This is a genomic window from Rhodosalinus sp. 5P4, from assembly GCF_041365695.1.
Taxonomy (GTDB): Bacteria; Pseudomonadota; Alphaproteobacteria; order Rhodobacterales; family Rhodobacteraceae; genus Rhodosalinus.
Genome location: NZ_JBGFSJ010000001.1, coordinates 232,819 through 254,223 on the forward strand (window position 1 = coordinate 232,819; position 21,405 = coordinate 254,223).

Sequence of the window (21,405 nt, forward strand, 5' to 3'; positions counted from 1 at the left end):
GGTTCAGCGCCTCCGGCTACCGAAGGGATCGGTCGCGACACGCTTGGAAAGATGAAGGTCCCAGGTGGTGTGCCGCCACTGTCCGCGACGCAGGCCGAGGCGCCTGCCCGCAACATGCGGGAAGCGCTGTCACCGTTTCCGGGCGACCACGAAGCGCGAGGGAAGCGAGGGCGGAAGCAGGTCGGTCTCGAGGATCTCGAACCCGGCCTCCGAGATGGCCCGGTCGATTTGCGCCACCTTCAGCAGGCTCATGGCAGGGAGCTTGCCCAACGCCCGCATCGCCGCGACCACGGGGCGATAGCGCCATTTCTCGCCGATCGCCGGGGTCTTGGAGATGAAGACCCCGCCCGGGCGCAAGACGTCGCGCATGGAGCCCAGCCCTTTGGCCAGGTCCGGCAGCAGGTGCAGCAGGTTGAAGGCGAGCACCGCATCGACGTCTTCCCCGGGGGTGGCCGCGCGGGCGACCCCGGCCTGGCGGAAACTCAGGTTGCCCTGGGCCGCGGTCCGGCGTTTCTCCTCGGCGATCGCGATCATCGCGCCGGAGAGGTCGGTGCCGACATAGGTGGCCACGCAGGGGGCAAGGCGAAGCGCGGTCGAGCCTGTGCCGCAGCCCAACTCGAGCACCCGGTCTTCCGGCCGGAGGCGGGATTTCACGCGCGCGAGGGCGGCTTCGTAGGCGCCGGGGTCGGAGATCCGGCGGCGGGCGTAGGCCTCGGCGGCGCGGTCCCAGAAGGCGGCTGCGTCCACGGGATGTCCTTTCGCGGTTTGGTGTGCTCTGCGCGATCTATGCCCCATACCGCGCGCCGGGGAAATCGCCGACATTCGCGGGCGCCTTTCGCGCCCGACCGGCCCCGCCGCAATGCCGCGATGCGAGGCCCGGCGCAGGATGCCGCGCTTGCGGCGCCGAGGGCGGCGGTCTCGGCAGAGGGGCGATCGCGTCGCCGCCGCGATGTCTCGGCCTCAAACTGCGCCAAATGCGCTTGACGCGACCGAGGGCCGCGCATAGAACCCGCCCCACGCCCGGGCAACCGGGCAGGCGGCATGCGGTTGTAGCTCAGTTGGTTAGAGTACCGGCCTGTCACGCCGGGGGTCGCGGGTTCGAGCCCCGTCAACCGCGCCATCGCCGCCGAACCGGCCCGGAGGGCATCCCGGTGGATCCGTCCACCCCATGCGCGGTTGTAGCTCAGTTGGTTAGAGTACCGGCCTGTCACGCCGGGGGTCGCGGGTTCGAGCCCCGTCAACCGCGCCACACCTTCCCCAAGCACGGGACGCTCCGGAATACCGATGCGCGCGCTTCTCGATCAGGTGCCATGGAGCGTCGCGGTGATCCTGGCGCTGACGCTCGGCCTCGCGCCCTTTACGCCGGAACCCCATCTCGTCGAAAAGCTTCGCATGCTGGGCGCGGGCACGCTCACCCGGCCCATCGATATCCTGGACCTCGCGCTGCACGGGGCGCCCTGGGTCCTCTTGATGGCAAAGGGCTGGACGGCCGTCAGGCCGAAAGGCTGAGCGACGCGAGGAATGCGCCAAGCGCCTCGGCGGTCGCGTCAGGGTGCTGGTCGGGGAAGAAGTGCCCGCCCGGCATCGGCCGGGCCTCCATCCGCGCCAGCCGGCCGGCCCAGGTGCCGGGCACGTCGTAGACCGCCGCCATGGCGCCCTGCGCGCCCCAGAGCACGAGGGCGGGGCAGGCGACCCGCCGGTCCAGATCGGCGTCGTCGAGGGCGAGATCGTGATCGAGCGCGGCGCGGTAGTCGTCGCACATCGCGCGGATGGCCTCCGGGTCGCGCCAGGCCGCGCGGTAGGCCGCAAGCTGGTCCGGCGCGAAATCGGAAAGCGCGGCCTTGCCGAAGCCCAGCAGACACCGCTCGTAGAAGGCGTCCGGGTCGGCCTCGATCATCCGCTCGGGGAAGGGGTGCGGCTGGGCGAGGAAGAACCAGTGATAATAGGCCCGCGCCACCTCGTGCGTGAGGCATGTGAGCAGGTGATGCGTGGGCACGATGTCCATGAGCGCGAGGCTCGCCACCCGCTCCGGCGCGTCGAGCGCCATGCGGTGCGCCGTGCGCCCGCCCCGGTCATGGCCGGCGAGGTGGAAGCGGTGGAAGCCCAGATGCGCCATCAGCGAGAGCTGGTCCGCCCCCATCGCCCGGAAGCTGTAGTTCTCCGCGCCCCGCGGTTTCGAGGAGGCGCCGTAGCCGCGAAGGTCGGGGCAGACCACCGTGTGGGTCTCGGCAAGCCGCGGCGCGATCCGTGCCCACATGGCGCGGGTCTGCGGGAAGCCGTGCAGGAGCAGAAGCGGCGGGCCGTCGCCGCCCGTCTCGCAGGCGATGTCCACGCCGTCCCGCGTGAATACATGCGCGGCGAAGCCCGGGATCATGCGCCAGTGTCGGCCAGCGCGTGCAGGATGCGCGCCCAGCTTCGCGCGCCCTTGTGAAAGCTTTCGAGGTCGTATTTCTCGTTGGGCGAGTGGATCCGGTCGTCGTCATGGGCGAAGCCGACGAGCATCGCGTCCATGCCGAGGATCTCCTTGAAGTAGCCGGCGACCGGGATCGAGCCGCCCATGCCGGCGAAGACCGCGGGCTGCGGCCACTCGTCCGACAGCGCGGCGCGCGCGGCCTCGAATTCGGGGCGGGTGGTGTCCATGCGGCAGGCGGGCGCGCCGTCGCCCATGGGGAACTCCGCGGTGCAGTCCGGCGGCAGCAGGCTTTCCACATAGGCCACGAAGCTTTCGTGGATCGCCTCGGGATCCTGGGTTCCGACGAGGCGGAAGCTGACCTTGGCGCGCGCCTCCGCGGGCAGCACGGTCTTGAATCCCGCGCCGGCGTAGCCGCCGGAGATGCCGTTCACCTCGGCCGTGGGGCGCGCCCAGAGCCGCTCGATCGGGGTGCGGTCCTGCTCGCCGGCGCCGTGCGACAGGCCCACCTTGCCGAGGAACGCGGCGGTGTCGAAGCCGAGCCCGGCCCACTGCTCCATCACCTCGGGGGGCGTTTCGGGCACGCCATCGTAGAAGCCCGGCAGGGTGACGCGCCCGGTTTCGTCGTGCAGCCCGGCAAGGACGCGCGACAGCACGTGGATCGGGTTGACGGCCAGCCCGCCGTAGAGGCCCGAGTGCAGATCGCGCGAGGCGCCGCGGATCACGACCTCTTCGCGCAACATGCCCCGCAATTGCGTGGCGATCGACGGCGTCTCGCGGTCATACATGCCGGTGTCGCAGATCAGCGCGAGGTCCGCGGTCAGTTCCGCGGCGTTCTCCCGCAGGAACGGGATCAGCGAGGGCGAGCCCGATTCCTCCTCGCCCTCGAAGAAGAAGGTCACGCGGCAGGGCAGGGCCCCGTTCTCGGCGATCCAGGCGCGGCACGCCTCCACGAAGGTCATGAGCTGGCCCTTGTCGTCCGAGGCGCCGCGCCCGCGGATGACCCGGCCCTGACCGGTCTCCTCGATCGCCGGATCGAAGGGGTCGCGGTCCCACAGGTCGAGGGGATCGACGGGCTGCACGTCGTAATGGCCATAGAAGAGAAGGTGCGGGGCGCCCTCGCCGATGTGTCCCACCACCATCGGATGACCCGGCGTCTCGGCAAGCCGGGCCTCGGCGCCGAGCCCTTGCAGATCCGCGACAAGCCATTGCGCAGCCTCGCGGCACCGCGCCGCGTAGTCCGGATCGGTGGAGATCGACTGTATCCGCATCAGCGCCATCAGCCGTTCCAGCGATGCGTCGAGCCCCGCGTCGAGGCGGTTCAGAACCGGGTCCAGCGTCGTGGTGTCGCGCATGTCTGGGATCTCCTGTCGAGCGTCAGGGCGCACACTATCATTGCGTCATGCGCTGTCCAGCAAGGCGGTTGATCTGGATCAATGAGCCCCAAGGACCGCGCCGCGTAACGTGTTGCAAGACGCCGTTCACGGTTATATCCGTGAATTGTTGAATATGTCGGGGCCGACCCCGCTGCCAGCAAACCGGGGGGAGTGACGTTGGACTACACCGCCAAACTCGACCAAGCGATCCAGCGCCTGCATGACGAGGGCCGCTACAGGACCTTCATCGACATCGAGCGCAGGCGCGGTTCGTTTCCGCATGCCACCTGGCGCCGCCCGGACGGCGAGACGTGTCCGATCACGGTCTGGTGCGGCAACGACTATCTCGGCATGGGCCAGCACCCGGCGGTGCTCGCCGCCATGCACGAGGCGATCGAGTGCACCGGCGCGGGCTCGGGCGGAACGCGCAACATCTCCGGTACCACGGTCTATCACAAGCGGCTCGAGGCCGAACTGGCGGATCTGCATGGCAAGGAAGCGGCGCTTCTCTTCACCTCGGCCTACATCGCGAACGACGCCACGCTGTCCACCCTGCCGAAGCTGTTCCCCGGGCTCATCATCTATTCCGACGAACTCAATCATGCCTCGATGATCGAGGGGATCCGGCGCAACGGCGGCGCCAAGCGCGTTTTCCGGCACAACGACGTGGCGCATCTGCGCGAGTTGCTCGAGGCCGACGATCCGGACGCGCCCAAGCTTATCGCGTTCGAATCGATCTATTCCATGGATGGCGATTTCGGCCCGATCGCGGCGCTTTGCGATCTGGCCGACGAGTTCAACGCGCTGACCTATATCGACGAGGTGCACGCGGTGGGCATGTATGGCCCGCGCGGGGCCGGCGTGGCAGAGCGCGACGGGCTCATGCACCGGATCGACATCATCAACGGCACGCTGGCGAAGGCCTACGGCGTGATGGGCGGCTACGTCGCGGCGAGCGCGAAGATGTGCGACGCCATAAGGTCTTACGCGCCGGGGTTCATCTTCACGACCTCGCTGCCGCCGGCCGTCGCGGCCGGCGCCGCGGCCAGTGTCGCGCATCTGAAGACGGACCGGGCGCGGCGCGAGAAGCACCAGACCCAGGCACGAATTCTCAAGACGCGGCTCAAGGCGCTCGGGCTGCCGATCATCGATCATGGAAGCCACATCGTGCCCGTGATCGTGGGCGACCCGGTCCACTGCAAGCGCATCTCCGACATGCTGCTCGAGGATTACGGGATCTACTGCCAGCCGATCAACTTCCCCACCGTGCCGCGCGGAACCGAGCGGCTGCGCTTCACGCCCTCGCCGGTGCACGGCCCGGACGAGATGGACCGGCTGGTAAGCGCGATGGACGATTTGTGGTCGCATTGTGCGCTGAATCGCGCCGAGAAGTCCGCCTGAACGGGTTTCGTCTGTCCGGCTGTTTCCTCTGTGGTAACCTTCTGCAATCAAAGAAGGGTCCGAATCGCGGCAGGCCCGTGACCCAACGGAGCAGAGGCAGCAGGCATGATCCGGCGCAAGCCATCCCGAGCTGACGCGCAGCCCGTGGCGAAGCCCAAGCGCTTCGACGATTTCGATCTGCGTCTTGGCGACGTGATGCGCGGGGAGCGCGCCACCCTCGGCAAGTCGCTTCTCGACGTGCAGCGCGAATTGCGCATCCGGGCGAGCTACATCGCCGCGATCGAGAATTCCGACCCGTCCGCCTTCGACACGCCCGGGTTCATCGCGGGCTATGTGCGCTCCTATGCCCGCTATCTCGGCATGGACCCCGACCGGGCCTTCGCCGAGTTCTGTGCGGAAAGCGGGTTCTCTCCCGCCCATGGCATGTCGAAGGACGCCTCGAGCGTTCGGAAACCGGCCCGCCGCGGCAAGCCCGCGACGACGTCGGGCGGGGCGCGCGACCCCTTCGTGCAACCCGCCACGCCCTTCATCCCGCGCAGCGAAAGCCTGTTTTCAAGGGTGGAGCCCGGGGCCGTCGGCTCGCTCGTGGTGCTTGCCGCACTGGTCGGCGCGATCGGGTTCGGGGGCTGGTCGGTCCTGCGCGAGATCCAGCGCGTGCAGCTGTCGCCGGTGGACCAGACGCCGGTGGTGCTCGCCGAGCTCGACCCGCTCGACGGGGCGGGATCATCCGAGCCGGACGGCCCGTCGCTGTCCAGCGAGGCAATGGAGCGCCTTTACCGGCCCCAGGCGCTCGACGTGCCGGTGATGATCGCGCGCGACGCGCCGATCTCGACGCTCGATCCCGAGACCACGGGGGCCTTCGCGCGCGCGGACCGGCCCGCCGCGCCGTCGGGCCTCGACCTGGCCTCGCCGGCCGTTCCCGAACGCGCGGCCACCACCGCCGCCGAGATGCCCCAGGTGGTGGAGGCCGAGGCGCCCGAGGTGAAGATCCTCGCCGTGCGTCCGGCGTGGATCCGCGTGCGCGGCGCCGACGGCTCGGTCATCTTCGAGAAGATCCTCGATGCGGGCGAAGCCTACACGCTGCCGCGCACCGAAGGCGCGCCGACGCTGCGCGCCGGGATGTCGGGGTCGCTCTACTTCGAGGTGAACGGAGAGCTTTACGGCCCGGCGGGGCAGGGCACGTCGACGATCCGCGACGTGGCGCTGTCCGTGGACGCGCTGACGCAAGGCTACGCGCTTGCCGATTTCGGCGAAGACCCCGAGCTTGCCAAGGTCGTCGCGATGGCGGAGGCGCGCGAAATCTCCGGCGCGTCGGAGTAGCGCACGCATTGCGCCGAGGGGCGCTGCGGCCTATTTTCAGGGCGAGAAGGCACGCGACGGAAAGGCCGCCATGACCCTCAATCACGTCCGCCCGTGGCGCAACATCTACCGCAGGGACTGCCGCAAGATCCATGTGGGATCGGTGCCGGTGGGCGGCGATGCGCCGATTTCGGTGCAAAGCATGACGAACACGGCCACCACGGATGTCGCCGCCACCGTCGCGCAGATTCAGGCCTGCGCGGAGGCCGGCGCCGATATCATGCGCGTTTCGGTGCCCGACGAAGCGTCGGCCCGCGCGCTGCGGGAGATCGTGCGCGAAAGCCCGGTGCCGATCGTTGCCGATATCCATTTCCACTACAAGCGCGGGATCGAGGCGGCCGAGGCGGGCGCCGCCTGCCTGCGCATCAACCCCGGCAACATCGGATCCGAGGCGCGGGTGCGCGAGGTCATCAGCGCCGCCCGCGACCACGGCTGTGCGATCCGCATCGGCGTGAATGCCGGAAGCCTGGAAAAGCACCTGCTCGACAAATACGCGGAACCCTGCCCGGAGGCGATGGTCGAGTCGGGCCTCGACCATATCCGGATCCTGCAGGACAACGACTTTCACGAATTCAAGATCAGCGTTAAGGCCTCGGACGTGTTCCTTGCCGCCGCAGCCTACCAGGGCATCGCGGAGGCCACGGACGCGCCGATCCACCTCGGCATCACCGAGGCGGGGGGGCTCATGTCCGGCACGATCAAGTCCGCGATCGGCCTTGGCAACCTGCTCTGGATGGGGATCGGCGACACGATCCGCGTGTCGCTCTCGGCCGATCCCGTGGAAGAGATCCGCGTGGGCTACGAGATCCTGAAATCGCTGGGCCTGCGACACCGGGGCGTCAACGTCATCTCCTGCCCGTCCTGCGCGCGGCAGGGCTTCGACGTGATCCGGACGGTGGAGATCCTCGAGAAGCGGCTCGAGCACATCAAGACGCCGATGAGCCTGTCGATCATCGGCTGCGTGGTCAACGGCCCGGGCGAGGCGCTGATGACGGATGTGGGCTTCACCGGCGGAGGGGCCGGCCACGGCATGGTCTACCTTGCCGGCAAGCAGAGCCACCGGATGTCGAACGACGAGATGATCGAGCACATCGTCGAGCAGGTGGAGAAGAAAGCCGCCGAACTCGAGGCCGACGCGGCGACACAGGCGGCCGAGTAGCGCAGGCCTCAGTCGGCGCTGCGGTCGAGATAGCGCTCCAATACGGCCGCGGGCATGTTTCCGCGCACGAGAATGCCGCCCACCACGAAGGACGGGGCGATGTCGATGCCCAGGCGGCCGGCCAGGTCGCGGACCCGGTCTAGCCGCGCGGTGGTGGTGGGGGCGTGCATTTTCTGCACGACCTTCCCGGCGGGCCAGGCCATGGTCTGGGCGAAAAGTTCGAGCATCGCGGGATTGGCGGGCTCGGGCAGCGCGGCAAGGCCCTCGCGCGCCTCGAGCCAGGCGTCGGGGCCGACCTCGTCGAGGACGGCGGTCAGGAACCGCGCGGCCGACTGCCCGCCGTCTTCGGTGCCCGGCATGTCCTTCACGACAAGCCGCGTGTCGCCACGCCGTGCCCCGAGCGCGCGAAGCTCGGCCAGCAGCGGCTGGCACTCCGTGCAGGCCGGCGGCAGGAAGACGACAAGGGGGGTGCCGTCCTCCGGGCCCTCGCTCCAGTCGCCCGAATCCGCGGCAAGCGCGTCGCGCTCTGCGTCCAGAAGCGCGGTGTCACGGGCGATCTCGTCGGCGTAGTCCGGCGCCGGCGAAAGCGCGCCCAGGGCGCGGTCCACGATGTCCGGTTCCCCGAGCAGCAGTGCACGGACCTCGGCGCCGAAGGCCGCGCGCTCGTCCGGGGTCAGGTCGAGGCCCGCGGCCTGGGCGCCGCCCGCAAGGCCGAGCGCCGCTGCGAGGAGCGCCGCGCTAGCCCGCGTCGCGCACATCGGCCACCATCTCGCGCATGCCCTCCAGCGGGACGTAGCCGCGCAGCATGCGATCGGGCAGCACGAAGGTGGGTGTCCCGTTGATGCCGAGGCGCTGGGCGAGGGCGCGGGTCTCGGCCAGAACCGCCGTCACCTCTTCGCTTTCCATCTGCACGAGGATCGCGTCGGCATCGAGGCCCAGCGTCTCGGCCAGCCGGGCGAGCGTGGTTTCGTTGGCCTCGCCCGTCATCTCGATCAGCGCCTCCTTGGCCAGGTGGTAGGCGTCGTCGCCGGCCACCTGCTTGACCGCCACCGCGAAACGCGACGAGGCGAGCGAGTCCGGCCCGAGGATCGGGAACTCCTTGATCACGAGCCGGATGTTGCCGTCGGTTTCGACCAGTTCGTTCACGTCCTCATGGGCGCGGCGGCAATAGCTGCAGCGGTAGTCGATGAACTCCACCAGCGTCACGTCCCCGTCGGGATTGCCACCCACCCAGGAATAGCCGTCGTCGAAGATCTCCTCGGCGTAGGTCTGCACCAGCTCGGTGTCGGCAGCGGCCTGCGCGGCGGCGTCACGCTCTTCCAGCACGGCCACCGCTTCCATGATCACCTCGGGGTTCTCGAGCAGGTAGGCGCGCACCTCGGCGCGGAACGCCTCGCGCTCCGCGTCGGTCATCTGAGTGACGTCGAGCGCGCCGGCCGGCGCGGCGAAGGCGAGCGTTGCGGCGAGCGCCGCGGAAACGAGGCGGGGGGCGGTCATGGTGGCGGTCTCCCGTGTTGGCTGTCCGGCTATCGTCAGAGGGCGCGCTCGGCGGCACTGAACACATCCTGCGCGCGCTGCCAACCCCCGCTCCCGCGGGGCAGGCGGGCGAGCGCGCGCTCGGCGTGCAGTTTCGCGTCCTCCATGCGCCCTTGCAGCGCGTAGCGTTCCGCCGTGGCCACCGAGGCCATGGCGACCTGTCCGGTCTGGGCGTAGGCCTGTGCGAGATCGCGGAGCATCCGACCATTGCGAAAATCGATCGTGCGGGCGCGTTCGAGCGCGGTCAGCGCCTCGCCGGGCCGGCCCGCGGCCAGAAGCGCGCGGCCGTAGCCTGCGAGGATCAGCGCGTCGCCGGGCGCCGCGTTGGCTGCCGCACCGTAGGCTTGCACCGCGGCGGCGAAATTCCGGCTTTCGAGCAGGATCTGCCCCTTGAGGTCCATGTAGCCCGCGTCGCCGGGCCGCAGGGCGAGCGCGGCGTCGATGGCGCGCACCGCGCGCCCCGTGTCCGAGCGGCGGTGATGGGCCACCGCCTCGCGCATCAGCCGGATGTCCTGCGACACGCTGTCCGGGGCGCGGCGCATCGTCCATTTCGGGGCGCGCAGGAACGCCGAGAGCTTGCCGCGCGCGCGGTCGTGCCAGTAGATCGCCGCAGGGTCGGGGGCGGTCTTGCTGCCATGGGCGGCGGCGTAGGAGTCGAGCGCGCGCAGCCTGTCGCGCGACAGCGGATGCGTGCGCGCGTAGGGATCCTGCCGCGCGGTGGTGAGAACCTCCTGCCCGGAAAAGAGCTTCATCACCTCCACCGCCCCGCGCGGATCGACGCCCGCGCGCACGAGATACCGGATGGAGGAGCGGTCGGCCGAGGCTTCCTCGGCCTGCGTATGGGTCAGGAAGCGCCGCATGGCCGAGCTTGCCGCGCCCATCGCCACGCCGGCGGCGGCCGATCCGTCGGCGCCCGCCGCGGCCGCCATCGCGGCGAGCGCGGTGCCGAGCCCCGCCGCCGTCGTCATCGCCCGCATGTTCGTCATCCGCCGGGTGATGTGCCCGTTGGCGATATGCGCGGCCTCGTGCGCGATCACCGCCTGAAGCTGCGCGGGGCTGTCGAGCTTCAGGATCAGCCCGTAATTGATGAATATGTGGCGGTTATCCACGATGAAGGCGTTGAGCGATCCGTCATCCACCACCAGCACACGCACCTGCGACGGGCTCAGCCCCGCGGCCTGGATCACGGGCGCCGCCAGCTGGGAGAGCGAGCGTTCGACGTCGCTGTCGCGCAGAAGCCCGAGCGCGGCGGCCGGGCCGGGCAGGGCCACGAGGGCGAGTGCGGCGAGCGCGGCAGCGAACTGGTGGGCGCGGTGCATTGACGGGCCTTCCCGGGCTTGTGAAAAGCGGCTTAACCCAGAGTAGGAGCGGAGCGATGCGGAACTCAAGGCGCGGCGAGGTCGATCCCTTCATTGTGATGGACGTGATGGAAGCCGCGCGTGCGGCGGAGGCCGCGGGCCGCCACGTCATCCACATGGAGGTGGGCCAGCCCGGAACGCCCGCGCCCGCCGCCGCGCGCGAGGCGCTCGTGCGGGAGATGGAGGCGGGCCCGCTGGGCTACACCGTCGCGCTCGGCCGCCCCGAACTGCGCGCGCGCATCGCGCGGCTTTACCGCGAGTGGTACGGCGTCGATCTCGATCCCGCCCGGGTGGTCGTGACCTCGGGCTCCTCGGGCGCGTTCGTCCTCGCCTTCACCGCGCTCTTCGACGCGGGCGAAGCGGTCGGCATCGGCGCGCCGGGCTACCCGAGCTACCGCCAGATCCTGCGCGCGCTCGACCTGCGGCCGGTGGACATCCCGACGCGCCCGGAAAACCGCTACCAGCCCGTGCCGGAGGAGCTTTCGGGGCAGGGGCTTTCGGGGCTCATGGTCGCCTCGCCCGCGAACCCCACCGGAACGATGCTGGGCCGCGAGGCGCTGGGCGCGCTCATCGGCTGGGCCGAGGCGGAAGGCGCGGCCTTCATCAGCGACGAGATCTATCACGGCATCGAGTACGAGGCGAAGGCGGTCACCGCGCTCGAGCTTTCCGACGATGTCTACGTCATCAACTCCTTCTCGAAGTATTTCTCCATGACCGGCTGGCGCGTGGGCTGGATGGTCGTGCCCGAGGACCATGTCCGCCGGGTGGAGCGACTGGCGCAGAATCTCTTCATCTGCCCCTCGCACGCCGCGCAGGTGGCCGCGCTCGCCGCGCTCGACGCACAGGACGAACTCGCGGCCAACCTGGCCGTCTATGCCGAGAACCGCCAGCTGATGCTGGAAGGGCTGCCGGCGGCGGGGTTCGACCGCATCGCGCCGCCGGACGGGGCGTTCTACGTCTACGCGGATGTGAGCCACATCACCTCCCACAGCCTCGGCTTCGCGCGGGAGATCCTCGACGAGGCGGGCGTGGCGGTCACGCCGGGGCTCGATTTCGACCCGGTCCGGGGCGGCGGCACGCTGCGCTTTTCCTACGCGGCCTCCATGGCCGACATCCGGGAGGGGCTGTCCCGCCTCGCGGAGTTCATGCGCGCCCGGGGCCATCTTCCGGCGTGACGCGGTTTTCGCGCCGTCCGCTTTGGGATAGAGTCCGCGCAAAAGGCGGGGCGGATCACATGAGCAGGCTTGTCGCGGCATTCGCGCTTCTCGTGGCGCTGGCGGCGCCCGCCGGGGCGCAGGACATGGGTGGCCTCGCGCGGCTCGACCCGGCGCGCAGCGGCGCCGAGGCGACCGCCGCGGGCGGCGTCCGGATCGACCTTCTGCTGAGCCAGGGCGTGCCCTGGCGGGTCTTCACCCTGTCCGACCCGGACCGGCTGGTGCTCGATTTCCGCGAGGTGGAGTGGACGGGCCTCGACACCGACCGCTTCGCGACGTCCGGCCTTGGCGCGTTGCGGGCGGGCACGTTCCGGCCCGGATGGTCGCGGCTCGTCGCCGACCTCGAGCGGCCTCTCGCGGTGCGGGAGGCGGGGCTGTCGGTCAGCGACCTGACAGGGCAGGCCGCGCTGCGCCTACTGCTCGCCCCGGTGGACGAGGCCACCTTCGACGCGGAGGCCGGCGCGCCCGGGGACCCGCGCTGGGACCTGCCCGAGCCCGCCGAGACGGACCCCGCGCGCCGCGAAGGCCGGGGCGATCGGGGGCTCGTCGTGGTGCTCGATCCCGGCCATGGCGGCATCGACCCGGGCGCCGAGGTGGGAGAGGTGAGAGAGGCCGATCTGATGCTCGCGCTGGCCTTCGAGCTGCGCGAGGCGCTGCGCCGGGCGGGGCGCTACGAGGTGGTGCTGACGCGCGAGGACGACGTCTTCGTCTCCCTGGAGCGGCGCGTGCAGATCGCGCACCGGTCCGGCGCGGATCTCTTCATCTCGCTCCATGCCGATTCGCTCGCGTCGGGGCGCGCGCGGGGCGCGACGGCCTACACGCTCTCCGACAGCGCCACGGACGAGGCGAGCGCCGCGCTCGCCGAGCGTCACAACCGCGCCGACCTGCTCGCCGGCGTCGACCTGACGGGCACCGACGACGTGGTGGCCAACGTGCTGATGGAGATCGCAAGGCTGGAGACGGCGCCGCGATCCGAAAAGCTTGCCCGCGCGCTGATCGTCGGGATCGACGCCCGGACGAGCCACGTCAACTCGCGCCCGCTGCGCAGCGCCGGGTTCTCGGTGCTCAAGGCCGCCGACATCCCCTCGGTCCTGCTCGAGGCGGGGTTCCTGTCCACGCCGGAGGATCTGGAGAACCTGACCGACCCGGACTGGCGCGCGCGTCTCGTCGCGGGAATTCGCGATGGCATCGCCGCCTGGGAAGCCGCGGACGCGGCGGAGGCGCCGCTGCGCCGCAGGTAGGCAGGGGCCCGCCGATCGGGCCTTTGCAGGGCTGGCGCGGGGTCCCGGCCGGCCCCATCTGCAACACAGGCACGCGGCGTTGTGTTTTGACCCGGCGCGGCGCCGCGCGTATAGAGACGCCAAACCGGCAGGAGCCACGATTGCTCAGATTTTTCCTCTCCGTCCTCGGCGGACTGTTCAGCCTGATCACGCTGGGCGTGGTGATGGTCGCGCTCACCATCGGCGGCGTCTTCTGGGTCTACGGGCGCGATCTGCCCAGCCATGAAAGCCTCGCACAGTATCGCCCGCCCACGATCAGCCGGGTCTATTCGGCCGAGGGCCGGATCATCGACGAGTTCGCGCAGGAACGCCGCCTCTTCGCGCCGGCCGAAGAGATCCCGCCGCTCGTGAAGCAAGCGTTCATCTCGGCGGAGGACAAGAACTTCTACCAGCACCAGGGCTTCGACGCGCGCGGCATCGCCGCGGCGCTGGTGGAGGCGGTGCGGACCCGCGGCGAGACGCTGCGCGGGGCCTCGACGATCACCCAGCAGGTGATGAAGAACTTCCTGCTGGGCGGCGAACGCCGGGTGGAGCGCAAGATAAAGGAAATCATTCTCGCCACCCGTCTCGAACAGACGCTCAGCAAGGAGGAGATCCTTGAGCTTTACCTGAACGAGATCTATCTCGGCCAGAATTCCTATGGCGTGGCGGCGGCCGCGCAGACCTTCTTCAACAAGACCCTGCGGGAGCTGGCGCCGCACGAGGCGGCCTTCCTCGCCTCGATGCCGAAGGCGCCGTCGGACTTCCATCCCGTGCGCAACGCCGACCGGCTTCTGGCGCGGCGCAACTACGTCCTGACGGAGATGCACGAGAACGGCTATCTCGACCGCGCCACCTACGAGCGCGAGCGCGCGATGCCGCTGCGCTCGGTGCAGGCGGGCGATTTCGAGAGCTTCCGCTCCGCCCTGCCGCCGCGCGACTACTTCACCGACGAGATCCGCCGCCAGTTGTCGCGCGATTTCGGCGAGGCCGAATTCTTCTCGGCGGGCTTCACGGTGCGCGCGACACTGGATCCCGAGATGCAGGTCGTCGCGGCCGAGGCGTTCCGGACCCAGCTCGAACAGTACGACCGCAACGCCGGGGTCTGGCGCGGCACGGGCGAGACGCTTCCGCAGGAGGCCCTCGCAAGCGAGGAGGCATGGCGCGCGGCCCTTGCCGAGGCCGATGTCGCCCGCGACGTCGACCTGGTGCAGCCCTGGCACCCGGCGGTGGTGCTCGAGGTGGCCGAGAACCGGCTGCGCCTCGGCATCGAGGGCGTGGAAGAGACGGAGGCCGAGCCTTTCGTGGTGCCGCGCGAGGATATCCGCTGGATGCGTGGCGACTTCTTCGCGAATTTCGAGGTGGGCGACGTGGTCCATGTCCGGCGCATGGTGTCGGACGACGACGGCAGCTTCATCCGCTGGTCGCTCCGGCAGGTGCCCGAGGTGCAGGGCGGCTTCATGGCGATGGACGTGAACAACGGCCGCGTGATCGCCATGCAGGGCGGGTTCTCCTACCAGGACTCGGTTTTCAACCGCACGACGCAGGCCCAGCGTCAGCCCGGCTCGTCGTTCAAGCCTTTCGTCTACGCCGCCGCGCTCGATTCCGGCTACTCGCCCGCGACGATCATCGTGGACGCGCCCATCGAGGTGGACACGCCCCAGGGCGTCTGGCGGCCCAAGAACGCGTCGAACGCGTTCTACGGACCGACGCCGCTGCGCACGGGCATCGAGCAGTCGCGGAACCTGATGACGGTGCGCCTTGCGCAGGAAGTGAGCATGCAGACGGTCGCGGCCTATGCCGAGCGCTTCGGCGTCTACGACCGGCTGGAACCCTATCTCGCCAATGCGCTCGGCTCTCAGGAGACCACGCTTTACGACATGGTGGCGGCCTACGCGATGTTCGCCAATGGCGGCGAGCGGGTGGAGCCCACGCTGGTGGACCGCGTGCAGGACCGCTACGGGCGCACAATCTACCGCCACGATGAGCGCATCTGCACCGATTGCGGCGATCCGAACATCGCGCCGGGCCGCAGCCCGCGGCTCGTCTCCGAGCGCGAGCGGGTGATGGACGCGATCACCGCCTACCAGCTGACCTCCATGATGCAGGGCGTGGTCGATCGCGGCACGGCGAGCGGTGCGATCGACCTGCCCGTGCCAATCGCGGGCAAGACCGGGACGACCAACGACGCCCGCGACGTCTGGTTCATCGGCTTCTCGTCCAATATCGTGGCAGGCTGCTATATCGGCCACGACCAGCCGCGCTCGCTCGGCCAGGGCGCCTACGGCTCCACGCTGTGCGGGCCGGTTTTCCAGCGCTTCATGTCCGAGGCGATCAAGAAATATGGCGGCGGCGCGTTCGAGGTTCCCCCGGGCGGCACCTTCATCAAGATCGACCGCTATACCGGCGCGCGCCTGCCCGACGACGCCTCGGGCCCCAACGTCGTCGCGGAGTATTTCCGCGAGGGGGAGGAGCCGATTTTCGGCATCACCTATGACGGCGGATTCGCGATGGGGAGCGACTTCATGCGCATCGCACCCGAGGAGGGCGGCGTGTCGCGCGAGGTGACGACCTCGACCGGCCAGCGCGGTGTGGTGGGGCCGCGCGCCAGCTTCGGGTCCATGAGTTCCGGCGGCCTCTACTGAGCCGCTTGCCGCGCCCCGGCGGCTGGTTTATCACACCGATCCAACCCCCCGTTCCCCGGAGATATCCATGCGTGCCGACGCCGAATCCGCCGTTGCAGAGATCAGGAAGTCTCTCGACCTGCTGCGCCAGCGCATGGATTGGGAAACCGCGCAGCACCGGCTCGAGGAATTCAATGCCCGGGTGGAGGATCCCGATCTCTGGAACGACCCTGAAAAGGCGCAGAAGCTCATGCGCGAGCGCCAGGCGCTTGTCGACGCGATCGAAACCGTGGGCGCCATCGAGCAGCAGCTTTCCGACAATGTCGAACTGATCGGGATGGGCGAGGCCGAGGGCGACGAGGAGGTGGTCGCCGAGGCGGAGGGCGCGCTGAAGGACCTCGTCGAGGTCGCGCGCGCGCGCGAGCTCGAGGCGCTGCTCGACGGCGAGGCGGACGGCAACGACACCTATCTGGAGATCCATGCCGGCGCGGGCGGCACCGAATCCTGCGACTGGGCCTCGATGCTGGCGCGGATGTATGTGCGCTGGGCCGAGAAGCGCGGCTTCAAGGTCGAGCTTCAGGACGAGACGCCGGGCGACGAGGCGGGCATCAAGTCCGCCACCTACAAGATCACCGGCCAGAACGCCTATGGCTGGCTGAAATCGGAATCCGGCGTGCACCGCCTCGTGCGGATCTCGCCCTATGACAGTTCGGCGCGGCGGCACACCTCGTTCAGTTCCGTCTGGGTCTACCCGGTGGTCGACGAGAACATCGAGATCGAGGTCAACCCGGCCGACATCCGCGTGGATACCTATCGCTCTTCCGGGGCGGGCGGGCAGCACGTAAACACCACCGACTCGGCGGTGCGGATCACCCATGTGCCCACCGGCATCGTGGTGACGAGCTCGGAGAAGTCGCAGCACCAGAACCGTGACATCGCCATGAAGGCCCTGAAATCGCGGCTTTACCAGATGGAGCTGGAGAAGCGGACCGCCTCCATCCAGGAGGCACATGAGGCCAAGGGCGATGCAGGCTGGGGGAACCAGATCCGCTCTTACGTTCTCCAGCCCTACCAGATGGTGAAGGACCTGCGCACCAATTACGAGACCTCCGACACCAAGGGCGTGCTCGACGGGGACATCGATGGCTTCATGGCCGCCGTGCTCGCGCTCGACGCCGCGGGCAAGAGCCGCGCCGAGGCGCAGGCCGACGCCTGAGGCCGGCCTGCCGGTGGCCGATCCGCTCGACCTCGATGCGCTCGACCTCGCGGCGGCCCTCTCCCGGCGGGAGTTCTCCGCCGAAGAGGTGATGCGCGCGACCCTCGCGCGCATCGAGGCGCTCAACCCCGCCGTTAACGCCATCGTCTCGCCGCGCGATCCCGAAACGCTGCTCGCGGAGGCGCGCGCGGCCGACGCCGCGCCACGCGCGGGCTGGCTTCATGGCATCCCCCTTGCGGTCAAGGATCTTGCCAACGCCGCCGGGCTGCCGACCAGCCAGGGCTCCCCGCTCTTCGCCGGCCGCGTGGCGGAGCGGGACGACATCGCGATCGGCCGCCTGCGCGCCGCCGGCGCCATCGTGATCGGAAAGTCCAACACGCCCGAATTCGGCCTCGGCAGCCACACCTTCAACGAGGTGTTCGGTGCGACGCGCAACCCTTACGATCTCTCGCGCTCGGCCGGCGGCTCCTCGGGCGGGGCGGCGGCGGCGCTGGCCACGCGGATGCTGGCGGTGGCCGACGGCTCGGACATGATGGGCTCGTTGCGCAACCCGGCGGCCTGGAACAACGTCTATGGCCTGCGCCCGAGCTGGGGCCGCGTGCCCGCCGAGCCCGAGGGCGACAGCTTCCTCCACCAGCTTTCGACACCCGGGCCGATGGCGCGAAGCCCCGCCGACCTGGCCGCGTTGCTCGAGGTGATGGCCGGCCCCGATCCGCGCCAGCCCCACGGCATGCCCGCCGAAGCCTTCCTCTCGGGGATAAGGCGTGGCGCCGCGGGCGCGCGCATCGCCTGGCTTGGCGACTGGGGCGGGAGCCTTCCCTGCGAAGCCGGTATCCTGGAGACCTGCGAGGCGGCGCTTGCCGCGTTCGAGGCGCTGGGCGCGCGGGTGGAGCCGCTCGCGCCGCCCTTTCCGGCGGAAGCCCTCTGGGAAAGCTGGACGACGCTGCGCTCCTGGGCGGTGGCGGCATCGCTCGGGCCCCTGGCCGAGCGTCCGGAGGCCCGCGACAGGCTCAAGCCCGAGGCGCTCTGGGAAATCGAGCGTGGCCGCGCGCTCTCGGCGATGGAGGTGCATCGGGCCTCGGTTCTCCGCTCGCGCTGGTTCGCCCGCGCGGCCGAGATCTTCGCGCGATACGATGCGCTCGCGCTGCCGGCCGCGCAGGTCTGGCCCTTCCCGGTCGAGCTCCGTTGGCCGAAAGAGATCGCCGGGCGCGCCATGGACAGCTACCACCGCTGGATGGAGGTGGTCGTCCCGGCAAGCCTGGCGGGTCTGCCCGCGCTCGCGTGTCCCGCAGGCTTCGGCCCGGCCGGGCTGCCCGCGGGCCTGCAGCTCATGGGCCGGCGCGGGGGCGATGCAGGCCTTCTCCGGCTCGGCCATGCCTACCATGACGCCACGCGATGGCCCCAGATGCGCCCGGCCGTGTGACGGCCCTTGAAACGCGCGGGCTTTCCCGGTCTCATCGGGAAAGCGCTCCATGGCAGGGGAGGGGAGGCCCATGCAGGACGACGCACCGCCCCTTGGGGTGCCGCCGCTCGGCGCCGTCACGCGCGACATGCTGCGCCGCGCGCTCGCGCGAGGTTGGGCGGACATGCGCAGCGCGCCGCTTTTCGGGCTTTTCTTCGCGGGCGTCTACGTCGCCGTCGGCTGGATCATGGTCGCGGTGACGCAATTGACCGGCCAGACCTACTGGCTGATCTTCGCGGCCACGGCCTTTCCGCTCGTCGGGCCCTTCGCCGCGGTCGGCCTCTACGAGGTGAGCCGGCGGCTGGAACTGGGGCGCCCGCTCGTCTGGGGCGAGGTGCTGGGCGTCGTCGCTCACCAGACCGGCCGGCAGCTCCCGACCATGTGCGCGATCATCCTCTTCATGGTGCTGTTCTGGTTCTTCCTCGCGCACATGATCTTCGCGCTCTTCCTGGGCTTCTCGACGCTCACCAACATCTCCACCTCCTACGAGGTCTACACCACGCCCGAGGGTGTTTCGATGATCGCGGTCGAGATCGCCGTGGGCGCGGCCTTCGCCCTTCTGCTCTACGCGGTCACGGTGATCGCGCTGCCGCTTCTGCTCGACCGCGAGGTGGATTTCGTCACCGCCATGATCGCGAGCGTCCAGACCGTGACGGGCAGCCCCGGCCCGATGCTGGGCTGGGCGCTTTTCATCGCGGTCGTCACCTTCCTCGCGCTAGTGCCGGGATTCCTCGGGCTCTTTCTGGTGCTGCCGCTTCTCGGCCACACGACCTGGCATCTCTACCGCCTCGCCGTCGCGGCGGGCGCGGCCGAAGCGGCGGGCGAGGGCGAGACGCAGTCGGCCTAGGCCTCGCGCCCCCGGGCCTTCAGCCGCCCGTGCAGGGCCGTTGCCGCGGGGTGGCCGGTTTCAAGCGCGAAGACGTAGGCATGCGTCAGGAAGAAGCAGGCCGCGTCCACGTCGTTCTGCCGGTCCGCGGCGCGGGCATAGAGATCCACCAGCCCCGCGCGGTCGGCGCGCGCATGCGCCTCGAGCAGCGCCTCGTGCAGGCCCGCGCTCATTCCGCGGCGCGCGCCCGCCCGCGGTGCGCCTCCATTCGCGCTGCGACCCAGTCGTGGAAGCAATGCGTGGGCCCGTCCATCGCCGGAGAGAAACGCCCGCCGTCGAAGCCCGCCGCGTGGCGCCCGCGCTGCATGCCCTCCACGACGAAGATGTCCTCCTCGAACACCGTCTTCCAGAGCTGCACGTTGCGCATCCGCAACCCCTCGTCGGTGTCGGGGCGGGTATAGTAGAGGTGGATGTGCTCCACCGTCCGCTCCTGCCCGTCGGGCACGAGCAGGATGGCGAAGGCGTGGTCCCGGTGCACGCCCAGAAGCACGTTGGGATAGACCGCGATGTATTCCGCGGCCGTGTCCCATCTCGGCGACAGACCCTCGAAATCGGGGAAGACCTGCCCGAACTCGTTGGTGAGCTGCCGGTAGACCAGGGTTCCCTGGCCCGAGAAACGGCCCGGCGCCTCGATGTGGTAGTGGTCCTCGAGCCGCGAATAGCTGTTGAGACCGGGATGCACCCAAGGCAGGTGATAGCTCTCGCAGTAGTTCTCCACCGCGAGCTTCCAGTTGGCGTTCACGGCCAGCTGCCAGCGGCTGTCCGGGCCGCCGTGATGGATCGGCCGGTCGAACTCGCGCCAGCGCTCCAGAAGCTCCGCATGAGCCTCCTCGAAGGGCGGGGCGTCGCCCGAGACATTGATCCACACCACGTCGAACCAGACATGGCTGCGCACCTCGACGAGGCCGAGCTCGTCCCGGCGGATCGCGTCATGGGTGTTGTGGCCCGGCCCGCCGACATGGGGCGTGGCCACGAGCCGTCCGTCGGTGGCGTAGCACCAGGAATGGTAGGGACAGCGGATCGCCCCCTCGATCTTGCGCGCACTCTCGACAAGGATCATGCCCCGATGGCGGCAGGTATTGAGAAACACCCGGACTTCGTCCTCGCGGTCGCGGAGCAGCAGAAGCGGCATGCCGAGAAAATCGATCGGCACCGCGTCGCCCGGCTCGGGCACGTCCGCCGCCACGGCAAGACCGGCCCACTGTCCGAAAAGCAGCGCGTCGCGTTCCTCGGCGTGAACGCGCGGGTCGACATAATGCGCGTTGGGCAGTCCCTGCGCCGCGGCGACGGGCTGGCGGACGGCGGAAAGATCGGTGGCGGTCATGGGCGGCGGTCCTCCTCGCAAGCCCCGCGAGGATACCGCGGCCACCGCCCGGCGCGCGCCTGTCCGCGACCCGGTTTTGCCCGGGGCGACATGCCGCGCGGGCTGTGTCGCGCCGTTCAGCCTGCGCCGCGCGAAAGCGCCGCGATGCCCGTGCGCGCCATCTCCGTCAGGCCCAGCGGGCGCATGAGCTCGGCGAAGGCGTCGATCTTCTCGGACGTGCCGGTAAGCTGGAAGACGAAGCTTTCCAGCGTGCTGTCCACGACGTTCGCCCTGAAGATGTCGGCCAGGCGCAGCGCCTCGACCCGCTTGTCGCCCTGGCCCGCCACCTTGAAAAGCGCAAGCTCCCGCTCCACGGCGCGGCCCTCCACGGTGAGGTCGTGCACCTCGTGGACCGGTACGATGCGCCCCAGCTGGGCCTTGATCTGCACGATCACCTGCGGCGTGCCGGTGGTGACGATGGTGATCCGGCTCAGGTGACCGGTGTGGTCCACCTCCGCCACGGTGAGGCTTTCGATATTGTAGCCCCGTCCCGAGAAAAGCCCGATGACCCGCGCAAGCACGCCGGGCTCGTTGTCGACCAGAACGGCCAGCGTGTGCCGCTCCTGCACGTCCGAGAATGTCGGGCGCAGGTTGTAGGCCGAATGCTTGTTCGAGCCCTTCTTGATCTTCAGTGCGGACATCCGCCACCTTCCCCTCTCTCAGCCGCGGCCCGCGGCCGCCATCGTCCAATCCGCCACCGCCTTCTTCTTGGCGGAAATACTCCCGGGGGTGAATTCGCCGCAGGCGAAGAGGGGGGGGGGGGGGGGGGGGGGGGGGGGGGG

General features: G+C 69.9%; 19 protein-coding genes and 2 tRNA genes. 12 read left to right on the plus strand and 9 right to left on the minus strand.

The window, feature by feature from the left end:
- Nucleotides 1-129 precede the first annotated feature (129 nt).
- Nucleotides 130-747, minus strand: a complete 618-nt coding sequence (locus AB6A69_RS01140; protein ID WP_371059313.1) for a class I SAM-dependent methyltransferase — start codon at nucleotides 745-747, stop codon at nucleotides 130-132.
- 296 nt (nucleotides 748-1,043) lie between these two features.
- Between AB6A69_RS01140 and AB6A69_RS01145 the strand changes: the two genes are divergently transcribed.
- The 3 genes from AB6A69_RS01145 to AB6A69_RS01155 all read left to right on the plus strand — a co-directional run bounded on the left by AB6A69_RS01145 (nucleotide 1,044) and on the right by AB6A69_RS01155 (nucleotide 1,509).
- Nucleotides 1,044-1,120, plus strand: a tRNA-Asp gene (locus AB6A69_RS01145).
- Between the two features lie 52 nt (nucleotides 1,121-1,172).
- Nucleotides 1,173-1,249 (plus strand) — tRNA-Asp (locus tag AB6A69_RS01150).
- 35 nt (nucleotides 1,250-1,284) lie between these two features.
- Complete coding sequence (locus AB6A69_RS01155; RefSeq protein WP_371054822.1) at nucleotides 1,285-1,509, plus strand: RND transporter; 225 nt, start codon at nucleotides 1,285-1,287, stop codon at nucleotides 1,507-1,509.
- On the opposite strand, the gene AB6A69_RS01160 is transcribed toward AB6A69_RS01155, so the two are convergent.
- On the minus strand, nucleotides 1,493-2,374 hold the full coding sequence (locus AB6A69_RS01160; RefSeq protein WP_371059314.1) for an alpha/beta fold hydrolase: 882 nt from the start codon (nucleotides 2,372-2,374) through the stop codon (nucleotides 1,493-1,495). The two genes, AB6A69_RS01155 and AB6A69_RS01160, sit on opposite strands and share 17 nt — an antisense overlap.
- Nucleotides 2,371-3,765, minus strand: coding sequence for a M20/M25/M40 family metallo-hydrolase (locus AB6A69_RS01165; RefSeq protein WP_371059315.1), 1,395 nt, complete (start codon nucleotides 3,763-3,765; stop codon nucleotides 2,371-2,373). The genes AB6A69_RS01160 and AB6A69_RS01165 overlap by 4 nt, the downstream gene beginning before the upstream one ends.
- 198 nt (nucleotides 3,766-3,963) lie before the next feature.
- On the opposite strand from AB6A69_RS01165, the gene hemA reads away from it, so the two are divergent.
- The 3 genes from hemA to ispG all read left to right on the plus strand — a co-directional run bounded on the left by hemA (nucleotide 3,964) and on the right by ispG (nucleotide 7,705).
- Complete coding sequence (hemA, locus tag AB6A69_RS01170; protein ID WP_371054825.1) at nucleotides 3,964-5,187, plus strand: 5-aminolevulinate synthase; 1,224 nt, start codon at nucleotides 3,964-3,966, stop codon at nucleotides 5,185-5,187.
- A gap of 144 nt (nucleotides 5,188-5,331) precedes the next feature.
- Nucleotides 5,332-6,507 carry a helix-turn-helix domain-containing protein gene (locus AB6A69_RS01175; RefSeq protein WP_371059316.1) on the plus strand — a complete coding sequence of 392 codons (1,176 nt, stop codon included), beginning with the start codon at nucleotides 5,332-5,334 and terminating at the stop codon, nucleotides 6,505-6,507.
- Nucleotides 6,508-6,577: 70 nt separating this feature from the next.
- Nucleotides 6,578-7,705: a flavodoxin-dependent (E)-4-hydroxy-3-methylbut-2-enyl-diphosphate synthase gene (gene ispG, locus AB6A69_RS01180; protein ID WP_371036555.1), complete on the plus strand. Its 1,128-nt coding sequence runs from the start codon at nucleotides 6,578-6,580 to the stop codon at nucleotides 7,703-7,705.
- 8 nt (nucleotides 7,706-7,713) lie between these two features.
- Here ispG and AB6A69_RS01185 read toward each other — a convergent pair whose 3' ends face one another.
- The 3 genes from AB6A69_RS01185 to AB6A69_RS01195 are packed head-to-tail and all read right to left on the minus strand — an operon-like array spanning nucleotide 7,714 to nucleotide 10,560.
- Entirely contained in the window at nucleotides 7,714-8,463 is a 750-nt protein-coding gene (locus AB6A69_RS01185; protein WP_371059317.1) for a hypothetical protein, read from the minus strand.
- Nucleotides 8,444-9,202, minus strand: coding sequence for a DsbA family protein (locus AB6A69_RS01190; protein WP_371059318.1), 759 nt, complete (start codon nucleotides 9,200-9,202; stop codon nucleotides 8,444-8,446). Before AB6A69_RS01190 ends, AB6A69_RS01185 begins: the two co-directional genes overlap by 20 nt.
- A gap of 35 nt (nucleotides 9,203-9,237) precedes the next feature.
- The gene (locus tag AB6A69_RS01195) at nucleotides 9,238-10,560 is read right to left on the minus strand and encodes a M48 family metalloprotease (protein ID WP_371059319.1); all 1,323 of its coding nucleotides are present in this window, start codon (nucleotides 10,558-10,560) and stop codon (nucleotides 9,238-9,240) included.
- Nucleotides 10,561-10,616: 56 nt separating this feature from the next.
- Here AB6A69_RS01195 and AB6A69_RS01200 point away from each other — a divergent pair, with 56 nt between their 5' ends.
- The 6 genes from AB6A69_RS01200 (at nucleotide 10,617) to AB6A69_RS01225 (ending at nucleotide 19,221) form a co-directional block, all read left to right on the plus strand.
- On the plus strand, nucleotides 10,617-11,774 hold the full coding sequence (locus tag AB6A69_RS01200; RefSeq protein WP_371059320.1) for a pyridoxal phosphate-dependent aminotransferase: 1,158 nt from the start codon (nucleotides 10,617-10,619) through the stop codon (nucleotides 11,772-11,774).
- Nucleotides 11,775-11,833: 59 nt separating this feature from the next.
- Nucleotides 11,834-13,054 (plus strand): N-acetylmuramoyl-L-alanine amidase, encoded by a 1,221-nt coding sequence (locus AB6A69_RS01205; RefSeq protein WP_371059321.1) that lies wholly within the window; start codon nucleotides 11,834-11,836, stop codon nucleotides 13,052-13,054.
- Nucleotides 13,055-13,194: 140 nt separating this feature from the next.
- Nucleotides 13,195-15,717: a penicillin-binding protein 1A gene (locus AB6A69_RS01210; protein ID WP_371059322.1), complete on the plus strand. Its 2,523-nt coding sequence runs from the start codon at nucleotides 13,195-13,197 to the stop codon at nucleotides 15,715-15,717.
- A 67-nt stretch (nucleotides 15,718-15,784) separates the two neighbouring features.
- Nucleotides 15,785-16,912 carry a peptide chain release factor 2 gene (gene prfB / locus AB6A69_RS01215; protein ID WP_371059323.1) on the plus strand — a complete coding sequence of 376 codons (1,128 nt, stop codon included), beginning with the start codon at nucleotides 15,785-15,787 and terminating at the stop codon, nucleotides 16,910-16,912.
- A 13-nt stretch (nucleotides 16,913-16,925) separates the two neighbouring features.
- Nucleotides 16,926-18,335, plus strand: a complete 1,410-nt coding sequence (locus AB6A69_RS01220) for an amidase (protein WP_371059324.1) — start codon at nucleotides 16,926-16,928, stop codon at nucleotides 18,333-18,335.
- Between the two features lie 70 nt (nucleotides 18,336-18,405).
- Nucleotides 18,406-19,221 carry a DUF2189 domain-containing protein gene (locus tag AB6A69_RS01225; protein ID WP_371036546.1) on the plus strand — a complete coding sequence of 272 codons (816 nt, stop codon included), beginning with the start codon at nucleotides 18,406-18,408 and terminating at the stop codon, nucleotides 19,219-19,221.
- Here the strand turns inward: AB6A69_RS01225 and AB6A69_RS01230 are convergent.
- From AB6A69_RS01230 to ilvN, 3 genes are all read right to left on the minus strand, one after another.
- Nucleotides 19,218-19,433, minus strand: a complete 216-nt coding sequence (locus AB6A69_RS01230; RefSeq protein WP_371036545.1) for a hypothetical protein — start codon at nucleotides 19,431-19,433, stop codon at nucleotides 19,218-19,220. The two genes, AB6A69_RS01225 and AB6A69_RS01230, sit on opposite strands and share 4 nt — an antisense overlap.
- Nucleotides 19,430-20,584 carry an SRPBCC family protein gene (locus AB6A69_RS01235; RefSeq protein WP_371059325.1) on the minus strand — a complete coding sequence of 385 codons (1,155 nt, stop codon included), beginning with the start codon at nucleotides 20,582-20,584 and terminating at the stop codon, nucleotides 19,430-19,432. Before AB6A69_RS01235 ends, AB6A69_RS01230 begins: the two co-directional genes overlap by 4 nt.
- A 116-nt stretch (nucleotides 20,585-20,700) precedes the next feature.
- The gene (gene ilvN / locus AB6A69_RS01240; RefSeq protein WP_371036543.1) at nucleotides 20,701-21,264 is read right to left on the minus strand and encodes an acetolactate synthase small subunit; all 564 of its coding nucleotides are present in this window, start codon (nucleotides 21,262-21,264) and stop codon (nucleotides 20,701-20,703) included.
- Nucleotides 21,265-21,405 lie beyond the last annotated feature (141 nt).

Bases quoted from the DNA above. Each gene is read 5' to 3' on its own strand.
- AB6A69_RS01230 (WP_371036545.1), bottom strand. From the start codon at position 19,433: ATGAGCGCGGGCCTGCACGAGGCGCTGCTCGAGGCGCATGCGCGCGCC.
- AB6A69_RS01235 (WP_371059325.1), bottom strand. From the start codon at position 20,584: ATGACCGCCACCGATCTTTCCGCCGTCCGCCAGCCCGTCGCCGCGGCG.
- AB6A69_RS01190 (WP_371059318.1), bottom strand. From the start codon at position 9,202: ATGACCGCCCCCCGCCTCGTTTCCGCGGCGCTCGCCGCAACGCTCGCC.
- AB6A69_RS01225 (WP_371036546.1), top strand. From the start codon at position 18,406: ATGCAGGACGACGCACCGCCCCTTGGGGTGCCGCCGCTCGGCGCCGTC.
- AB6A69_RS01200 (WP_371059320.1), top strand. From the start codon at position 10,617: ATGCGGAACTCAAGGCGCGGCGAGGTCGATCCCTTCATTGTGATGGAC.
- AB6A69_RS01155 (WP_371054822.1), top strand. From the start codon at position 1,285: ATGCGCGCGCTTCTCGATCAGGTGCCATGGAGCGTCGCGGTGATCCTG.
- prfB (WP_371059323.1), top strand. From the start codon at position 15,785: ATGCGTGCCGACGCCGAATCCGCCGTTGCAGAGATCAGGAAGTCTCTC.
- AB6A69_RS01195 (WP_371059319.1), bottom strand. From the start codon at position 10,560: ATGCACCGCGCCCACCAGTTCGCTGCCGCGCTCGCCGCACTCGCCCTC.
- ilvN (WP_371036543.1), bottom strand. From the start codon at position 21,264: ATGTCCGCACTGAAGATCAAGAAGGGCTCGAACAAGCATTCGGCCTAC.
- AB6A69_RS01165 (WP_371059315.1), bottom strand. From the start codon at position 3,765: ATGCGCGACACCACGACGCTGGACCCGGTTCTGAACCGCCTCGACGCG.
- ispG (WP_371036555.1), top strand. From the start codon at position 6,578: ATGACCCTCAATCACGTCCGCCCGTGGCGCAACATCTACCGCAGGGAC.
- AB6A69_RS01205 (WP_371059321.1), top strand. From the start codon at position 11,834: ATGAGCAGGCTTGTCGCGGCATTCGCGCTTCTCGTGGCGCTGGCGGCG.
- AB6A69_RS01160 (WP_371059314.1), bottom strand. From the start codon at position 2,374: ATGATCCCGGGCTTCGCCGCGCATGTATTCACGCGGGACGGCGTGGAC.
- AB6A69_RS01185 (WP_371059317.1), bottom strand. From the start codon at position 8,463: ATGTGCGCGACGCGGGCTAGCGCGGCGCTCCTCGCAGCGGCGCTCGGC.